Source organism: Arthrobacter sp. Leaf141 (assembly GCF_001424565.1).
Classification (GTDB): domain Bacteria; phylum Actinomycetota; class Actinomycetes; order Actinomycetales; family Micrococcaceae; genus Arthrobacter.
The window spans coordinates 13674-29005 of record NZ_LMOL01000006.1; the positions used below are offsets into that span (position 1 = coordinate 13674).

General features: G+C 64.9%; 16 protein-coding genes, 1 tRNA gene and 1 other RNA gene. 10 read left to right on the forward strand and 8 right to left on the reverse strand.

The features are described 5' to 3' along the window. Positions 1-3: 3 nt before the first annotated feature. The 3 genes from epsC to msrA form a co-directional block, all read right to left on the reverse strand. Positions 4-588, reverse strand: a complete 585-nt coding sequence (gene epsC, locus ASF72_RS07005; RefSeq protein WP_050684764.1) for a serine O-acetyltransferase EpsC — start codon at positions 586-588, stop codon at positions 4-6. A gap of 40 nt (positions 589-628) precedes the next feature. Next, a complete protein-coding gene (cysK, locus tag ASF72_RS07010; RefSeq protein ID WP_056597523.1) occupies positions 629-1564 on the reverse strand; it encodes a cysteine synthase A in 936 nt (311 codons plus the stop codon). Between the two features lie 65 nt (positions 1565-1629). Further along, positions 1630-2154: a peptide-methionine (S)-S-oxide reductase MsrA gene (gene msrA / locus ASF72_RS07015; RefSeq protein ID WP_050684762.1), complete on the reverse strand. Its 525-nt coding sequence runs from the start codon at positions 2152-2154 to the stop codon at positions 1630-1632. 101 nt (positions 2155-2255) lie between these two features. On the opposite strand from msrA, the gene ASF72_RS07020 reads away from it, so the two are divergent. Next, on the forward strand, positions 2256-3176 hold the full coding sequence (locus tag ASF72_RS07020; RefSeq protein WP_157370925.1) for a Nif3-like dinuclear metal center hexameric protein: 921 nt from the start codon (positions 2256-2258) through the stop codon (positions 3174-3176). Between the two features lie 120 nt (positions 3177-3296). Continuing rightward, positions 3297-4052, forward strand: coding sequence for a zinc ribbon domain-containing protein (locus ASF72_RS07025; RefSeq protein ID WP_056597660.1), 756 nt, complete (start codon positions 3297-3299; stop codon positions 4050-4052). Positions 4053-4110: 58 nt separating this feature from the next. On the opposite strand, the gene ASF72_RS07030 is transcribed toward ASF72_RS07025, so the two are convergent. Beyond that, positions 4111-4875: a YaaA family protein gene (locus ASF72_RS07030; protein WP_056597662.1), complete on the reverse strand. Its 765-nt coding sequence runs from the start codon at positions 4873-4875 to the stop codon at positions 4111-4113. 74 nt (positions 4876-4949) lie between these two features. On the opposite strand from ASF72_RS07030, the gene rnpB reads away from it, so the two are divergent. The 6 genes from rnpB (at position 4950) to ASF72_RS07055 (ending at position 10331) form a co-directional block, all read left to right on the forward strand. Continuing rightward, positions 4950-5339: RNase P RNA component class A (gene rnpB, locus ASF72_RS07710), an RNA gene on the forward strand. Positions 5340-5424: 85 nt separating this feature from the next. After that, entirely contained in the window at positions 5425-6696 is a 1272-nt protein-coding gene (locus ASF72_RS07035; RefSeq protein ID WP_056597664.1) for an ATP-grasp fold amidoligase family protein, read from the forward strand. Positions 6697-6888: 192 nt separating this feature from the next. Continuing rightward, the gene (locus ASF72_RS07040; protein ID WP_056597666.1) at positions 6889-7422 is read left to right on the forward strand and encodes a TspO/MBR family protein; all 534 of its coding nucleotides are present in this window, start codon (positions 6889-6891) and stop codon (positions 7420-7422) included. A 239-nt stretch (positions 7423-7661) separates the two neighbouring features. After that, complete coding sequence (locus tag ASF72_RS07045; protein WP_082484103.1) at positions 7662-9140, forward strand: glyceraldehyde-3-phosphate dehydrogenase; 1479 nt, start codon at positions 7662-7664, stop codon at positions 9138-9140. Positions 9141-9211: 71 nt separating this feature from the next. Continuing rightward, the gene (locus ASF72_RS07050) at positions 9212-9421 is read left to right on the forward strand and encodes a hypothetical protein (protein ID WP_050684756.1); all 210 of its coding nucleotides are present in this window, start codon (positions 9212-9214) and stop codon (positions 9419-9421) included. A 112-nt stretch (positions 9422-9533) separates the two neighbouring features. Continuing rightward, positions 9534-10331, forward strand: a complete 798-nt coding sequence (locus ASF72_RS07055) for an HNH endonuclease family protein (RefSeq protein WP_056597671.1) — start codon at positions 9534-9536, stop codon at positions 10329-10331. A gap of 22 nt (positions 10332-10353) precedes the next feature. Here the strand turns inward: ASF72_RS07055 and def are convergent, their stop codons facing one another. The 3 genes from def to orn form a co-directional block, all read right to left on the reverse strand. Beyond that, a complete protein-coding gene (def, locus tag ASF72_RS07060) occupies positions 10354-10926 on the reverse strand; it encodes a peptide deformylase (protein ID WP_056597673.1) in 573 nt (190 codons plus the stop codon). A 121-nt stretch (positions 10927-11047) separates the two neighbouring features. Next, positions 11048-11120, reverse strand: a tRNA-His gene (locus ASF72_RS07065). Between the two features lie 129 nt (positions 11121-11249). Continuing rightward, a complete protein-coding gene (gene orn / locus ASF72_RS07070; protein ID WP_082178210.1) occupies positions 11250-11870 on the reverse strand; it encodes an oligoribonuclease in 621 nt (206 codons plus the stop codon). A 166-nt stretch (positions 11871-12036) separates the two neighbouring features. Here orn and mptB point away from each other — a divergent pair, with 166 nt between their 5' ends. Further along, positions 12037-13590: a polyprenol phosphomannose-dependent alpha 1,6 mannosyltransferase MptB gene (gene mptB / locus ASF72_RS07075; RefSeq protein WP_056597676.1), complete on the forward strand. Its 1554-nt coding sequence runs from the start codon at positions 12037-12039 to the stop codon at positions 13588-13590. Positions 13591-13601: 11 nt separating this feature from the next. On the opposite strand, the gene ASF72_RS07080 is transcribed toward mptB, so the two are convergent. Beyond that, on the reverse strand, positions 13602-14318 hold the full coding sequence (locus ASF72_RS07080; RefSeq protein ID WP_056597679.1) for a DNA alkylation repair protein: 717 nt from the start codon (positions 14316-14318) through the stop codon (positions 13602-13604). A gap of 103 nt (positions 14319-14421) precedes the next feature. Here ASF72_RS07080 and ASF72_RS07085 point away from each other — a divergent pair, with 103 nt between their 5' ends. Then, the gene (locus ASF72_RS07085; protein WP_056597681.1) at positions 14422-15318 is read left to right on the forward strand and encodes an aldose 1-epimerase family protein; all 897 of its coding nucleotides are present in this window, start codon (positions 14422-14424) and stop codon (positions 15316-15318) included. Positions 15319-15332 lie beyond the last annotated feature (14 nt).

The following is a 15332-nucleotide window of genomic DNA, read 5'->3' on the forward strand; positions in this document are numbered from 1 at the left end:
GGGTCAGATCCGGTATTCGATGTCGTATTCGGCCGGGTCAACGGCAGGCTTGGTTTCAAGCTGCGCATCGCGGTGCCGCCACCGGCCGGGGATGCCGGTCACAATGGACTCAGGCGGAGCGTCCTTGACCACCACGGCATTGGCACCCACGGCACTGTCCCGGCCGATGGTGATGGGGCCCAGGATCTTGGCGCCGGCGCCGATGGTGACGCGGTCCCCAATGGTGGGGTGCCGCTTGATGCGTGCCAGCGAACGGCCGCCCAGCGTCACGCCGTGGTAAATCATCACGTCCTCGCCGATCTCGGCGGTTTCCCCGATGACCACGCCCATGCCGTGGTCAATGAAGAACCTGCGGCCCACTGTGGCACCCGGATGGATTTCAATGCCGGTCCAGGACCGTCCCAGCTGGGACAGCAGCCGCGCGGGGAACCGCAGGGAAGGGTTCTGCCACATGCGGTGGGTCAGCCGGTGGATCCAGATGGCATGCAGGCCGGAATAAGCGAAAAAGTTCTCGAAAGAACCCCGGGCCGCCGGGTCGTGGGACCGGGCGGCCTCGAGGTCTTCCTTCAGTCTTGCAAAAAAGCGCACAAAGTACTTTCTACAGGAAACGCTGTGGTGTTCGGCCTGATCAGCCGCGGATGTCGTCATAGAGGACGGTGGAGATGTAACGCTCGCCGAAATCGCACACGATCGCGACAATCAGCTTGCCGGCATTCTCCGGGCGCTTTGCCAGTTCCAGGGCACCCCACACAATGGCGCCGGAGGAGATGCCGCCCAGGATGCCCTCTTTGATGCCCAGCTCGCGGGCAACGCGGACGGAGTCCTCCAGCGTGGCGTCCAGTACCTCGTCATAGATGTTGGTGTCCAGGATTTCGGGGACGAAGTTGGCGCCGAGGCCCTGGATCTTGTGCGGGCCCGGGGCGCCGCCGTTGAGGATCGCGGAGTCCTTCGGCTCGACGGCGACGATCTGGATGCCGGGCTTGCGTTCCTTGAGGACCTGGCCCACGCCGGTTACGGTTCCACCGGTTCCCACGCCGGCAACAAAGATGTCCACCTTGCCGTCGGTGTCGGACCAGATTTCCTCGGCCGTGGTGGTGCGGTGGACTTCGGGGTTGGCCTCATTGGCGAACTGCTGGGCCCAGATGGAGTTCGGCGTGTTGGCAACGATCTCCTGGGCCTTCTCGACGGCGCCGCGCATGCCTTCGGAGCCCGGGGTCAGGACGATTTCCGCACCGTAGGCGCGCAGCATCACGCGGCGCTCGGTGGACATGGTTTCCGGCATCGTGAGGATGACCTTGTAGCCGCGGGCAGCGCCCACCATGGCCAGGGCAATGCCGGTGTTGCCCGACGTGCCTTCAACGATGGTGCCGCCGGGCTTCAGGGCACCTGACTTTTCGGCGGCGTTGACAATTGCCACACCGATGCGGTCCTTGACGCTGTTGGCAGGGTTGTAGAACTCCAGCTTGACGGCGACGGTGGCGTCGAGGCCCTCGCTGAGCCGGTTCAGCCTTACCAGCGGGGTTCCGCCAACCAGCTGCGTTACATCGTCATAGATCCGTGCCATGTGCAGATACGCCTATCTCTGAGTGTGAATACTGAGGTCAGCCTAACGAGGCCGCGTAATGCTGGCTAAGCGTTAAGCCATGCAGAGTAATATTTCCTGGCCTTCGCGAGCTTGGGGTTGATGATCACCTGGCAGTACCCCTGCTCGGGGTGTTTGCCGTAGTAGTCCTGGTGGTAATCCTCGGCCACGTGGAACCGGGGGAGCCGGCTGACCTCCGTGACGATCGGATGGGACCACAGGGCCTGGTTACGGTCAATGGCCTCTTCGAAGAGGATCTTTTCCTCCGTGGTCTCGTAGAACATTGACGAGCGGTACTGGGTGCCCACGTCGTAGCCCTGGCGGTTCAGGGTGGTGGGGTCGTGCAGCGCGAAGAACATGTCCAGGATGACTTCCGCCGGGATGATGTCCTCGTCGAAGGTCACCGCCACCACCTCCGCATGCCCCGTGGTGCCGTTGCACACGGAGTAGTAGTCCGGCCGGGGATCATGCCCGCCGGTATAGCCGGACACCACCGAGCTCACGCCCTTGGTTTTCTGGTAAACGGCGTCGAGGCACCAGAAACAGCCTCCGCCCAGAACAAAAGTTTTCATGTCCTCTTCAATGGTTGAGCGTGCCGGATGATTCCCGGCACAGCAAGGCGCGGCTGCCCGGGCACGCTCCCCGGGACCCGCGATGGGGTAAAACTAAGACTATGGAACCTGTGGACACCGACGTTACCGGCCCCGATAATCACGACGGCGGCACACCGCCCGGAGCCTCGGGTCCAGGGCCAGGGGCCGTCACCACACTGGCAGACCTGCTGCTCGCTGTCGAAGAGCTCTGGCCGGAGTCCCTCGCAGAGAACTGGGACGAGGTGGGCCTGGTGGCGGGGCGTCCGGGCGCACCTGTGTCCAAGGTCATGTTTGCCGTGGACCCCACCCTTGAGGTCATCGAGGAAGCCGTTTCCTGGGGCGCGGAACTCCTCATCACCCATCACCCGCTGCTGCTCAAGGGCGTCACGTCCGTGGCTGCCACCTCTGCCAAAGGCAGGGCCGTGCACCGCCTGATCGAATCAGGCACTGCACTGCTGACCGTGCACACCAACGGGGATTCCGCCGTCGGCGGTGTTTCCGATGTACTGGCCGATGCGCTGGGGCTTCAGGATGCGGTCCCGCTGACGGCAGCCGCCCACGGACTGCCGGAAGAAGGCATCGGCCGGGTAGGGGACCTTGCGGAGGCCGTCAGCCTGGGCGACTTCGCTGCCCGGGTGTTCGGTATCCTTCCGGCGGTGGCCGGCGGCGTCCGGGTGTCCGGCGACAAGGACGGCCTGGTACGCCGGGTCGCTGTCTGCGGCGGCGCGGGGGATTCGCTGTTTGACGAGGTCCGGGCCAGCCATGCGGACGTCTACGTCACCGCGGACCTGCGGCACCATCCTGCCTCGGAGGCCCGCGAGGCGGCTGTGAACGGCAGGCCTTACCTGGTGGACGTCTCGCATTTTGCCAGTGAATGGCTGTGGCTTCCGGCTGCTGCCACCGCGCTGGGCAACGTCCTCTCGGACCAGGGCCACGAGGTGCAGCTCAGGGTCAGTGGCACCAACAGTGACCCCTGGGACTTCATCCTGACTCCCGGCTAGGCCGGGCCCGCACACAACCCAGCACGCGCAGCGAGGCAGGGAAGCAGGGCAGGCGCTAGAGTCGTGGGAGCGCCAAATCGGTGCCCGGCCATGGGCCGGAAGGTTTTAGCGGAGGTAAAAGTGGCGAAGGCAGCACCGGCGGAACAGTTGAAGTTGCTTGAGCTGCAGGGTTTTGACGCCAAACTGACGTCGCTGGCCAACCGCCGCCGGACGCTTGAGACCGATCCCCGCATCAAGGACCTCGAAGCTGCACTGGCCGTTGCAAACGGCACCCTGGGCTCGGCGAAGGTTGCCGTCCACGATGCTGAAGCCGAGCTGAAGCGGGCTGAGGCCGACGTCGAACAGGTTGCCGGCCGCATCCAGCGGGACGAAGCGAAACTGAACAGCGGCACCGGCCTGTCCAAGGACCTGGTGGCCCTGCAGAAGGACATCGTCTCGCTCAACAAGCGGCGCTCGGACCTCGAGGACGTGGAACTGGAGGTCCTGGAACGGCTGGATACCCTGCGGGCAACGCAGGCCGGGCAGCAGGTTATCGTTGACGACATCCAGGGCTCCTTCGGCGGCATCCGCGCCGAGCTCGACGCGGCGCTGGCCGAAGTGGCTGCCGAAGCCACGGAGGTAAAAGCCAAGCGGGACGACTTCGCTGCGCTGCTGGAACCCGCACTCCTGGCGGTGTATGAAAAGACGCTGGCGAAGCGGGGCGTGGGCGCAGCCCGGCTGTTCCACGGCACCTCGGAGGCGTCCGGCATGAAGCTCAGCCCGGGCGACCTGGCCGAGATCAAGGCCGCCGCTGCCGATGACATTGTGTTCTGCCCGGACTCCGGGGCCATCCTGGTCCGCTCCGACGAGTGGAATACCGCGGCCCCCGCCAGCTGACCCCAACTAACTAGCAGTAGTTGTCGTTTTGGGGCGTCAAAACGACATCTACTGCGACCTAGTTGGGGAGGATGATGTTCAGCGCGTGCGGCTTGCGCACCGTGCCGGGAACCAACTCCGCGTCCCACCTTTCGCGGGCCGCTTTCAGCAGGGCCGCCGGCGTGGCGGGGGCGTTGCCGCGCCGCGCCAGCAGGTGCCGTGCCAGTTCCCCACGTGTGTGCTTGGCAAAATGGCTCACCACCTTGCGGACGCCGGCCACCTCGGTGAACACGTTGACGGCAACAGTACGGTCCGACGGCGGCGCCCACGCCGCTGCGTAGGTGCTGGACCGGCAGTCCACCAGCAGGTGGTCCGCCAGCTCCGGTGCGAGGGCGGCGCTCAGCTGCGGTTTCCAGAACGAGGCCAGCCGGCCGACGTCGGGCAGTGCAGTTCCCATGGACAAGCGGTAGGCGGGGACGCTGTCACCGAACCGGATCGCCCCCCACAACGCCGAAATCACCAGCACCGACTGGTCCGCCTTGCGCCGCTGCGCCGGGGTCAGGCTGCGGTAGCCGAGCGCGTCAAACAGAACCCCGGAATAAATCTGGTGGGCAGGGGCCGCCGGTTCCGCGTGCAACCGGGTGTTCCGGTCGACGTCGTCCTGCAGGGACGCCCCCACGCCAAGCAGGGCCAGGGCATCCTGGTGGGCGCTGACCGTTCCCAATGCCTCCAGGACGGTGGCCCGGTGGGTGTTCAGGGCCGGAAAACTGAGTGTGGACCAGTCGACTGCGGGGCCGCGGACGGCGGGGGTCTTGCCTTCGGAGGGGGGAAGCAGAATCAGCACCGTCCGATCCTACCGGCGCTCCAACGCGCGGCGGCGCCAGGTTCCGGCACCCGCACCGTTAGACTTGATGCGGATGGGACAGCCAGGCGGCCGCGCGTCACGCAAGTGGCTCGAGGAACGTCCGGGCTCCGCAGGGCAGGGTGGTGGGTAACGCCCACTCGGGGTAACCCGCAGGCCAGTGCCACAGAGAAAAGACCGCCTGCCTCAGCCGTCCTTGGACGGGGGAGTGCAGGTAAGGGTGAAACGGTGGTGTAAGAGACCACCAGCTTCCCGGGTGACCGGGAAGGCTAGGTAAACCCCACCCGGAGCAAGGCCAGACAGGACACGTTTGAGGGCTGCCCGCCCGAGTGTCCGGGTAGGCTGCTGGAGGGCGTCGGCAACGGCGTCCGTAGATGGATGGCCGTCGCTCCCTTACCGGTAACGGTTCGGGGGAACAGAACCCGGCGTATCGGCTGTCCCATCCACACCAGCCATAGACCCAGCAGGACCCGGGAACTCGGCCGGGACAGGTTGAACGTGGGCGCCCGGGACAGCATTTAGGATCTTCATATGGCCTCCTCGAACCCCTACTTGTCCTTTATGCGCCAGCGCTTCGTTAATCAGCAGAACCCCGTCGACCCTGTTCCATGGGAATTGGACGACAAAGACACCGCTTATAAGCACGTTAGTGCCGCGGGATATCGTGTGCCGAAGTACCTGACGGTCGGTAGCGCTGCCGAGGCCCTTGCCGCCGGTGAGAGCTTAGGCGATCGGTTCGTAGTCAAGCAGCCGAACCGCCATTCGACTAAGGGTGTGTACGTCCTCGAAACCATCGGCGGCGGAAAATATCTGGAATTGCTTAGCCTGCGAATTCTGACGGTGGACGACTTAAAAACGGACGGGCCTGAGCCTGACTATTGGTTGGCTGAGGAATGTATAGACTCAGGCATCGCCGGGAAGCCTTTACCAATGGACTACAAAATCTATTGCTTCCGGGGCAAAATAACCCACATCAGCCAGATCGACCGGAACGTATCGCCGCCGCGGCTCGCATTTTTCGATGGTGCGTTTCTTCCTCTCGAATTCGGAAAAGATTACACCCTTGACGAAAGCCGATGGGCTAGGGAAAGCCATCTGGTTCCACGCCACGCGGGCGCGATGCTGAAGATGGCAGCGGACTTGTCCGCCGGCCTCGACACACGGTTTGTTAAGGTCGACTGCTACGACGGTCCCGATGGGCCAGTCTTTGGTGAGTTTACTTTTGCATCCGGGGCAGACGACATAGGTATGGTGCGCTACAGCGATGAGATTCTGGCGAAGCTTGGCCGTGCTATCGACGGTGAAGAGGTGGGTGCCTTGTCCGGATTCGACATCGACATGCCAGGATTCCGGGCTGCCCTGGGCGGCGAGTCAACGCTGACAGCTCACCCGGCCCTCTATTCGAGAATGTCCGCCGGGGCCCTTCAAGCTGACAAGCGGTACTCACCGACCTTGGCAGCCAACCTCGCAGCCGGACGGACGCGCGCGGTCTTCGCACTCGGTGCCTATGTGATCGGCTGCCTTAACAACGACGAAAGTCGTGCTTTCGCAGTCCAAGACCTTGTCCGGCAAGGCTCGCAGCTCATCGTGGGCGGTGGGCGGTTGGCCGAATTCAGGGCCAGAGCACTCGCCTTCCACGATCACAGGGCCAGCGGTAACCCCTGGCACACGGCGCGCGCAGCCGAAGTCCGTCTGGCAGCCGGCACCCAGGAAGCGCTCGAAGTGCTGAAGGCTTTGGCTGCGGACGGCTACGCCCATGCCGAGCGGGTCGTGGCAAAATACGAAGCGAGCTTCAGCAAATAACCCAGTCAAGCTGCATTGGGACACCGGCAGTCAGGCAGTCGCACTTGACTGCCGGGCGTATGCGTGAACAGGCTTCCAGAACGTATCTAATCTGAGCACTTTGGCCGCCTGCAACTGTACGCTCCACATAGAGGCAACGCGGGCTCGACGGGCTCGAGTTGACCTGGTCCGATGCGTTGGGCATCCTGAAGCGTGCTTCCAATCTCTGACCTTCCGTCCGCTTCCGAACGTAAGGTTCCTTCCCCCGGCGGGCAGGCGGCTGCCCTGCTGGGGTTTCTTGGCCTGTCGATGGCAGCCTGGATCGTTGCATCAGTGCCCATCATCCTGAACTCCACCGGCTGGTTCGCCGCATCCGTCAAAGCCCCGTGGATGCCGCCGGGCTGGATGTTCAGGTCCATGTGGATCCTCCTGTACGCCGCCGTGGCGTTGGCGGCGTGGCTGGTATGGCGCCGGCAGGCACTTCGCGGCAGCACCCGGTGGTGGTACGCCGCACAGCTGCTGTTCAACGCCGCGTGGCCGCTGACGTTTTTTGGCCTGTATCCGTTGATCGGCACAGCGGCCCTCTGGGGTGCCCTGGTGGTCATTGCCGGCCTGGGTGTGTCCGTGGGATTCCTTGTGGTGCGCTTCGGCCCGGTCAGTGCCACCGCGGGGCTGCTAATGCTGCCTTATCTCTCGTGGGTCATCTATTCGTTCAGCCTGAACCTCTTTTCCGCCCTCCATAACTGAACGGCAGGTGTGAGTGATTTCACGGCGCCGGCGACTCAAACAGGCATCACGCCAAATTAGAATGGAACCGAACGCAGGGGTTCTTCCGCCGGAGCTCCGTTCTTAACCGGCGGTTTTTCTTTGCCAGCAATCCCGGCGCCCAGGGCCGAACCCTGCCGGCGCCACTGCCACTGGACATCATCAGGTGGCCTACAACCGCGCACGACGACGTACGCGGCTGAACCGAGGAAGGTATTTCTGTGAGCCAGACGTCAGATTCTTGTCTTGATACGTGGATGGGCCGGGAGGCCCTCGCCGAGGCCATGATCCCGGTGATTGGCCGGCTGTACCGCGACAACAACGTGGTCACCAGCATCCATGGCCGGAGCCTGATCAATAAGTCCACCATGAACATCCTCAAGGCGCACCGCTTCGCCCGCAGAATGAGCAAGGACGAATTGCTCCTGGAAGAGACAGCGCCGCTGCTCAATACCCTTGCCGGCCTGGAACTCGGCGCCGCAGCGATCGACATCGCGCGCCTGAACCAGAAGTTCAAGGAAGAAGGCGACGGCACCTCGCTCGAGGAATTCCTCCGCGCTGAACTTGCCGACGTTGTGGGCAAGCGCGGCGGCGATGACCGCACCAGCACCGATGTTGTGCTTTACGGCTTCGGCCGGATCGGCCGGCTCCTGGCCCGCCTCCTGATCGAAAAGGCCGGCGGCGGCCACGGCCTTCGCCTGCGCGCCATCGTGGTGCGCCGCGGCTCGGACAACGACCTCGCCAAGCGGGCCAGCCTGCTTCGCCGCGACTCGGTCCACGGCTCCTTCGAGGGCACCATCCGCATCGATGAGGTCGCCAACACCATCACGGCCAACGGCGTCCAGGTCCAGGTCATCTACTCGGACAACCCCGCCACCATCGACTACACCACCTACGGCATCCACAACGCCCTGGTTGTGGACAACACCGGCCGCTGGCGCGATGCCGAGGGCCTCTCGCAGCACCTGCAGAGCACCGGCGTGGCACGGGTCCTCCTGACCGCGCCGGGCAAGGGCGACCTGAAGAACATCGTCCACGGCATCAACCACACCACCATCGAGGACAGCGACCGGATCGTCACCGCCGCATCCTGCACCACCAACGCCATCACTCCGGTGCTGAAGGCCATCAACGACAAGTTCGGCGTCATCCACGGCCACGTGGAAACGGTGCACTCGTTCACCAACGACCAGAACCTGATCGACAACTTCCACAAGGGCGACCGGCGCGGCCGCTCGGCAGCGCTGAACATGGTCATCACCGAAACCGGCGCCGCCAAAGCCGTTGCCAAGGCACTGCCTGAACTCCTGGGCAAGCTCACCGGCAGTTCCATCCGCGTCCCCACGCCTGACGTGTCCCTGGCCATCCTGAACCTCACCCTGGAGAACGGGACCACCAAGGACGAGGTCAACAACTACCTCCGGGAAATGTCGCTGCACTCGGGCCTGCGCAAGCAGATCGACTACATCGACTCGCCCGAAGTTGTTTCCACCGACTTCGTGGGCTCCCGCCGCGCCGGCATCGTGGACGGCCTGGCCACCGTCTCCACCGACAAAAACCTGGTGCTATATGTCTGGTACGACAACGAATTCGGCTACAGCTGCCAGGTGGTCCGCGTGATGGAGGAGATGGCAGGGGTCAACCCGCCGTCCTTCCCCGCGAAGGAAAGCGCCGCTGCGCTGGCGGCCATCGCCGTCTGATCCGTCAAACGGTCAGCGGATTCCCGGCTGGTTCTCTGGAATCAGCCGGGAATCAGTACCACACTGGGGGAATGGAAAAAGAAAAGGCAATCCGGCACGAAACCACCCTCGAACACGCTCTCGACGTGGCACAGGACAACCACAAGGAAGCCATCCGGCTTTTGGAAGGGGCCCGTGCGGGCCACAAAACGGGCGACGTCGGTGCAGACCGGGTGCGCCAGCTTGAGGACCTGCTGGCCGTGGCCGAGGAGGACCTCCGCAGGGTGGTCCGGGAACAGTAACCGTCCCACCGAAGGGTCGAGTGGCCCTCCACACTGTGGATAACGGGGCAGCCCTGCTGCGGGTGCCCTAGGCTTTCCTGATGCTTGTCCCCACACCTACCGTCGTTGAGCCGTGAGCGTCAGCTGGGCCGCGTACCGGCGTGCCCGGCGCAGGTCACGGGCCGCGTGGGCCCTGCTCGCCGTTGCAGCCCTGGCCTTGCTTTCCGGACTGTTCTGGTTCTTCACTGCCGGGCAGTTTGCCGCAGCCGGCCCATCGTTGCCGGGTCCCACAGTTGCCCCGGTCTTCGAGCCGGGCTGGATGAAGCCGGTGGCTCCCGTCCACGCCGTGCCGGCCGGCGCAGCCGGCAACGTCCTCAACGGGCTGCCGGTAAAGGGCCGCGCAGGCAAGGGCGGATACAAGCGGGAAGCCTTTGGCGCGGCGTGGCTGGACATGGACCACAACGGGTGCGACACGCGCAACGACATCCTCCGCCGCGACCTGGCTGATGTCCGGTTCAGCGAGGGGTCACGCTGCAACGTCGCGGCCGGCCGGTTCACGGACCCGTACACGGCACGCGGCATAAATTTCAACCGGGGCCCTGACAGTAGCCAGGCCGTGCAGGTTGACCATGTGGTGGCCCTGGCGGATGCCTGGCAAAAGGGTGCCCAGCAGCTCAGCCCCGCACAGCGCACCGCCCTGGCCAACGATCCGCTGAACCTCATCGCTGTGGACGGCGCAGCGAACCAGGAAAAAGGCGCGGGCGACGCGGCCACCTGGCTGCCGCCGAACAAGTCAATCCGCTGTCATTACGTGGCCCGCCAGATTTCGGTGAAAGCCGCCTACGGCCTCTGGGTGACTGCTGCCGAAAAGGACGCCATGAACCGGGTGCTGGGCTCCTGCCCCGGACAGCAGGCCATCAGGGTCCCCTGATCCTGGCCGTTGCCCTGTGGGGTCAGTGCCCGAACGGGTCCGGGTCGACGCCGGGGAGCCACGTCAGCCCTGGAACGCCCCAGCCGTGCTTTTTCGCCTGCTTCATTGCCTTGCGGCCATAACGGTCCAGCAGGCGGTTGACGTACAGCTTGCCGTCGAGATGGTCGAATTCATGCTGGATGACCCGGGCAAACCAGCCGGTTGCCTCAAACTCGACCGGCTGGCCATATCCGTCGAAGGCTTCCACGCGCGCCCAGTCGGCGCGCTTGAGCGGATACTGCTCACCCGGGAAGGACAGGCAGCCCTCTTCCTCCTCATCCGGATCGGGGACTGCACCGGAGATCTTGGAGAGCGTCAGGACGGGATTGACCAGGGCTGCGGTGGCGGGAGCGCCGTCGTCGTTGGCGTATTTGTAGACGAAAAGCCGTTTACCCACACCCACCTGGGGTGCCGCCAGCCCCACGCCATTGGCGGCGTCGTTCGTTTCGAACATGTCGGCAATAAGGGTGCGGAGCGCGTCGTCGAACTCCTCCACTTCGGCTGCCCGGCGATGGAGTACGGGCTCTCCCCAGATGGTGATTGGCAGAACAGTCATCTTCAGCGGTCCTTCGACGTGCGGCCCCGGCCGGTTCGCCCGGGCAGGAAACAAACAAAGGAGGCCGCACCGGGTATCCGGTACGGCCTCCTTCTTGGAAGGTCCACGACCATCCTGTGCGGGTGAGCTACGGGGGTTGAACCCGCGACCTCCTGGACCACAACCAGGCGCTCTGCCAACTGAGCTAAGCCCACCATGTGCCCCGCAGGTTTACCGGCTGACCGGCTCCCTCGAAAGGCAACTCAAATAGCTTACCTGCTGTTCGGGGGTGCTTTCACCACTTTTGCTGTTTTTGGCAAAAAAACCGCAAAACGTGGCGGAAATTACGCCTCGTTGTGCTCCCCGGCGGTGAGCCGGCGGGCAATCGACTTGGCCGTGGCACTGTCAGGCCCCGGGGCGGGCACAAAAACGGCCTCCCGGTAGTAGCGGAGTTCGTCGATGGAGTCGATGATGTCACCGAGCGCCCGGTGGCCGCCTTTTTTGGCGGGGGACTGGAAGTACGCCCGGGCAAACCAGCGGCGGGACAGTTCCTTGATGGTGCTGACGTCAATGACCCGGTAGTGCAGGTGCTCCACAACGGCGGGCATGTCGCGGGACAGGAACACCCGGTCGGTTCCCACGGAGTTGCCGCCCAGCGGCGCTTTGCGGGGGTCCGGCACCCACTCGGAGATGTAGGCCATAACGGCGGCCTCGGCCTCGGCCATGGTCTTGCCCGCCGGGAGTTCCTTCAGGAGGCCCGACGTCGTATGCATGTCCCGGACAAAATCATTCATCTGGGCCAGGGCTGCGTCATCGGGTTTGATGACCACATCCACCCCGTCGCCAAGGATGTTCAGTTCTGAATCGGTGACCAGCGCGGCGACTTCGATCAGGGCATCGTTTTCGATATCCAGACCTGTCATTTCGCAGTCGATCCAGACGATTCGTTCGTTAGAAATAGGCACCGGACCAGCCTACCGTTTCACCTTCAACCCGGACGCCGGTGCTAGGATTTCGGGTACGCGGCCTGCACTGCTGCCGCAGTAACGCGCCCGGGACTGCCCGGCGCCGCGCCGGTCAGCCCAAGCGCGGACGCAACAGCGGACAGCAAAAGATTGGACGATCCTGAAGATGACGGCGCCTATGCCCGCGACGGGGGAGAAGGCGGCCGCCCCTGCCGGAGCGGCCGGCCCGGAGGTGGACAATCCCAGCTCCCCGATCCTTGCCGGCTTCGTCGGTTCGCTGTTTATGTTCATCGGCTCCCTGGGCGTCGGCTGGCTGGCCCCCGTCTCTGAGCTGCGCCGCGTCCCGCTGTTCATCTGGATGCGGGCCGAGGCCGTCGGCGTCGCGCTTTCCATTGTGCTGCTGGCCGTGGGCGGCATGCTGCTGGTCCGGGCCTGGCTGAGGCTGGGGCAGCGTGTGCGCGTCTGGGGTCCGCGGGCCCGCCGGGCGACGCTGACCGCGATCGGGGCCTGGAGCCTGCCCATGATGTTCAGCGTGCCGCTGTTCAGCCGGGACGTCTACGCCTATATCGGCCAGGGGCGGCTGATGGTGGAGGGCTTCAACCCCTACCGGAACGGGATCTCAGCCCTCTCCAACTATTTCCAGCTCGGGGCGGACAAGATGTGGACGGAGGCGCCCGTTCCCTACGGTCAACTGTTCCTCTGGATCGAACAGTTCGTGGTGTGGTCCACCAATGTCCATCCCGAAGCCAGCGTGATGCTGTTCCGGCTGGTGGCCCTGGCCGGCGTGGTGCTCTGCGTCATTTATGTCCCCAAGCTGGCCGAACTGCATGGTGTGAACCCCCACCGGGCGCTCTGGCTGACGGCCGCGAACCCGCTGTTCCTCACCAACTTCATCGCCAGCGTCCACAATGATTCACTGATGATCGGCCTGGCCCTGGCAGGCCTGTACTACGCGGCCACCCGGCGGGTGGTCCGCGGCATCGTCCTGGTGACCCTCTCCATCGCGGTCAAACCCATCACCATTGTGTTCCTGCCGTTCGTTGGCCTGCTCTGGGCCGGCCGGGACGCCGGCTGGCTGCGGAAGATCGGTTTCTGGGCGCTGACGGCCGGGCTCAGCCTGGCACTGCTGGTCCTCATGAGCCTTGTTAACGGCTTTGGCTTCGGCTGGATCAACGGGTTGTCCGCTCCCGGCAGCATCTCCATCTGGTATGCGCCGGTGGGGCTGATCGGCATGGTGGTGGGCTCCCTCGGCAGCGCTTTCGGGCTGGACGGCGCCCTGCTCTCGGCGGTGGTGGCCAACGCCGGCAAACTCCTGGCCGTAGGCATCGCTGGGTGGCTGATTCTCAAAGGGGACTACGACCGGTTGATGCGCCGGCTCACGCTGGCGTTCGCTGCCGTGGTGCTGCTCTCGCCGATCATCCAGTCCTGGTATGTGGTCTGGCTGATCCCGCTATTTGCCGTCACCGGGATCCGGAACGACTGGCAGGTCAAGGCCCTCTACTTTGTGGTGTCCTTCTTCATCATCTACGCCAACTCCGACCAGCTGGAAGTTTTCCCCTACCTGCAGACAGGCGATGTTGGCTTCGCCCTGCTCCTTGCGCGGGTGGCTGCCGCGGTCACCGGGGTCCTGTTTGCCCTGTACCTGGTCTTTTGGGACCCACGGACGCGCTCACTGTTCCGCAAGGCCGGCGATCCCGTGGTGGAACGCCCAGTCATCTGAGCCGCCAGGCATCAGGCCGGGCCGCCGGAAGGTCCTGGCAGCCGCCGCAACGCTTCACGGCGCGAGAGCTGGCTGAGGGAAGCTGAGTTCTCCGCCACGAAGCCCCGGACCCAGCCCGGCGCCGTCTTGCCGTATTCGCGCAGGGACCACCCGATGGCCTTGCGGATGAACAATTCCCCATCCGCCAGGTTCGGCACAATAACCTGGGCCAACAGCCGGGTGTCCGTGGCAGTCTTTGCCTTCAGCTGCGACAGAATGGCCGATCGCCGGATCCAGAAATCGGGGTCCGTGCTCCAGGCCAGAATCACCGCAGTCATCTCATCCCGATGGGCCTGCAGCAGTCCGCAGATCCTCCCGGCCACACCATCCACAAAGTCCCACCACGCGCCGGTGCGGATGATCTCCTCATAAACGGGAAGCATGTGCAGATCCCGGGCCACCATCCGGTTGCCCGCCAGGTCGATGGCAGCGTAGCGTTCCTCCCGCACGGTGGAGGTGCGCCACAGCTCCAGCACCGTGGCCCGAAGCTGATCCGCAGATTCAAAGGGCAGCCCTGCCGCGACGTCCCCTGCGATCCGGCGGACATCGGGAACGCGGACGCCCAGCGACGGGAGCTCCGACTTCATATAGGCCTGGGCGCCGGCAGCCCGCCCCGGGTCGGCATGGTCCGCCAGGGCCGATCGGATCGCCGAGATCAGTTCCCGATTGACGGGGTCCGGAATGTCCATGAGGCTACTGTAGCCAGCACCCGCCCCTTTTGCGGGCGGTGCCCGCCGGCAGGATCTGGGCTACGCTGTTTAGCGCTAACAATATTGTCGAACCGGAGGACGCATGACCGAAACCAGCATCGCCATGGGGCCCTACTCTGCGGTGGTCACTTCACGCGGGGGCGCCCTCCGGGAGCTGCAGCACAACGGCCGGGACCTGGTGGTGGGCTTCGGGGCCGGGGGCAGGATTCCCGACTACCGGGGCGTCATCTGCGCCCCGTGGCCCAACCGCCTGGCGGACGGCGCCTACGAGTACGCCGGCACGGCGTTCCAGGCTGTGATCAACGAACCGGAGCGCGGCGCAGCCCTGCATGGGCTTGCGACGGACCAGGTGTGGGACGTGCGCGAGACGACCAACTCCTCCGTCACCCTGGGCTGCACCGTCGAGGCGGGTCCGCACTACCCTGCGGACCTGGACCTGGAAGTCAGCTACACGCTGGCGGCCGACGGCCTGCACTGCTCCGTCCGGGCCGCCAACACCGGCGGGACGGCCGGGCCGTACGGCGTGTGCCCGCACCCCTACCTGGTGGCAGGGCCGGCGCCGCTGGACGAATGGACCCTGGAACTGCCAGCCTCCGAGTACCTTGCGGTGACGCCGGACAGGCTGCTGCCGGTGGGAATGAAGCAGGTGGCGGGCGGCAGCTTCGATTTCCGCGCAGAGCGCCGGCTCGGTCCGGTAAAAATCGACCACGCATTCACGGGCATCACCAGCGATGACTCGAAAACGGCGCGCGTCAGGGTGCACGATCCCTCCGGAACCGGGGTGGAGCTCGAATGGGGTGCAGAGTGGGCCTGGGTGCAGATCCACACCGCCGACAAACCCACCAAGCCGGACCGGCTGGGCCTCGCCGTGGAACCCATGACCTGCCCGCCGGATGCCTTCAACTCAGGGACTGACCTGATCCACCTCCAGCCGGGTGACACCCACACCGCGGCCTGGGCCATCAGGGCCCTCGGCTAAGGCCGGACAGGCCT

Bases quoted from the DNA above. Each gene is read 5' to 3' on its own strand.
- ASF72_RS07035 (WP_056597664.1), top strand. From the start codon at position 5,425: ATGGCCTCCTCGAACCCCTACTTGTCCTTTATGCGCCAGCGCTTCGTT.
- ASF72_RS07080 (WP_056597679.1), bottom strand. From the start codon at position 14,318: ATGGACATTCCGGACCCCGTCAATCGGGAACTGATCTCGGCGATCCGA.
- ASF72_RS07020 (WP_157370925.1), top strand. From the start codon at position 2,256: ATGGAACCTGTGGACACCGACGTTACCGGCCCCGATAATCACGACGGC.
- def (WP_056597673.1), bottom strand. From the start codon at position 10,926: ATGACTGTTCTGCCAATCACCATCTGGGGAGAGCCCGTACTCCATCGC.
- msrA (WP_050684762.1), bottom strand. From the start codon at position 2,154: ATGAAAACTTTTGTTCTGGGCGGAGGCTGTTTCTGGTGCCTCGACGCC.
- ASF72_RS07050 (WP_050684756.1), top strand. From the start codon at position 9,212: ATGGAAAAAGAAAAGGCAATCCGGCACGAAACCACCCTCGAACACGCT.
- mptB (WP_056597676.1), top strand. From the start codon at position 12,037: ATGACGGCGCCTATGCCCGCGACGGGGGAGAAGGCGGCCGCCCCTGCC.
- cysK (WP_056597523.1), bottom strand. From the start codon at position 1,564: ATGGCACGGATCTATGACGATGTAACGCAGCTGGTTGGCGGAACCCCG.
- ASF72_RS07085 (WP_056597681.1), top strand. From the start codon at position 14,422: ATGACCGAAACCAGCATCGCCATGGGGCCCTACTCTGCGGTGGTCACT.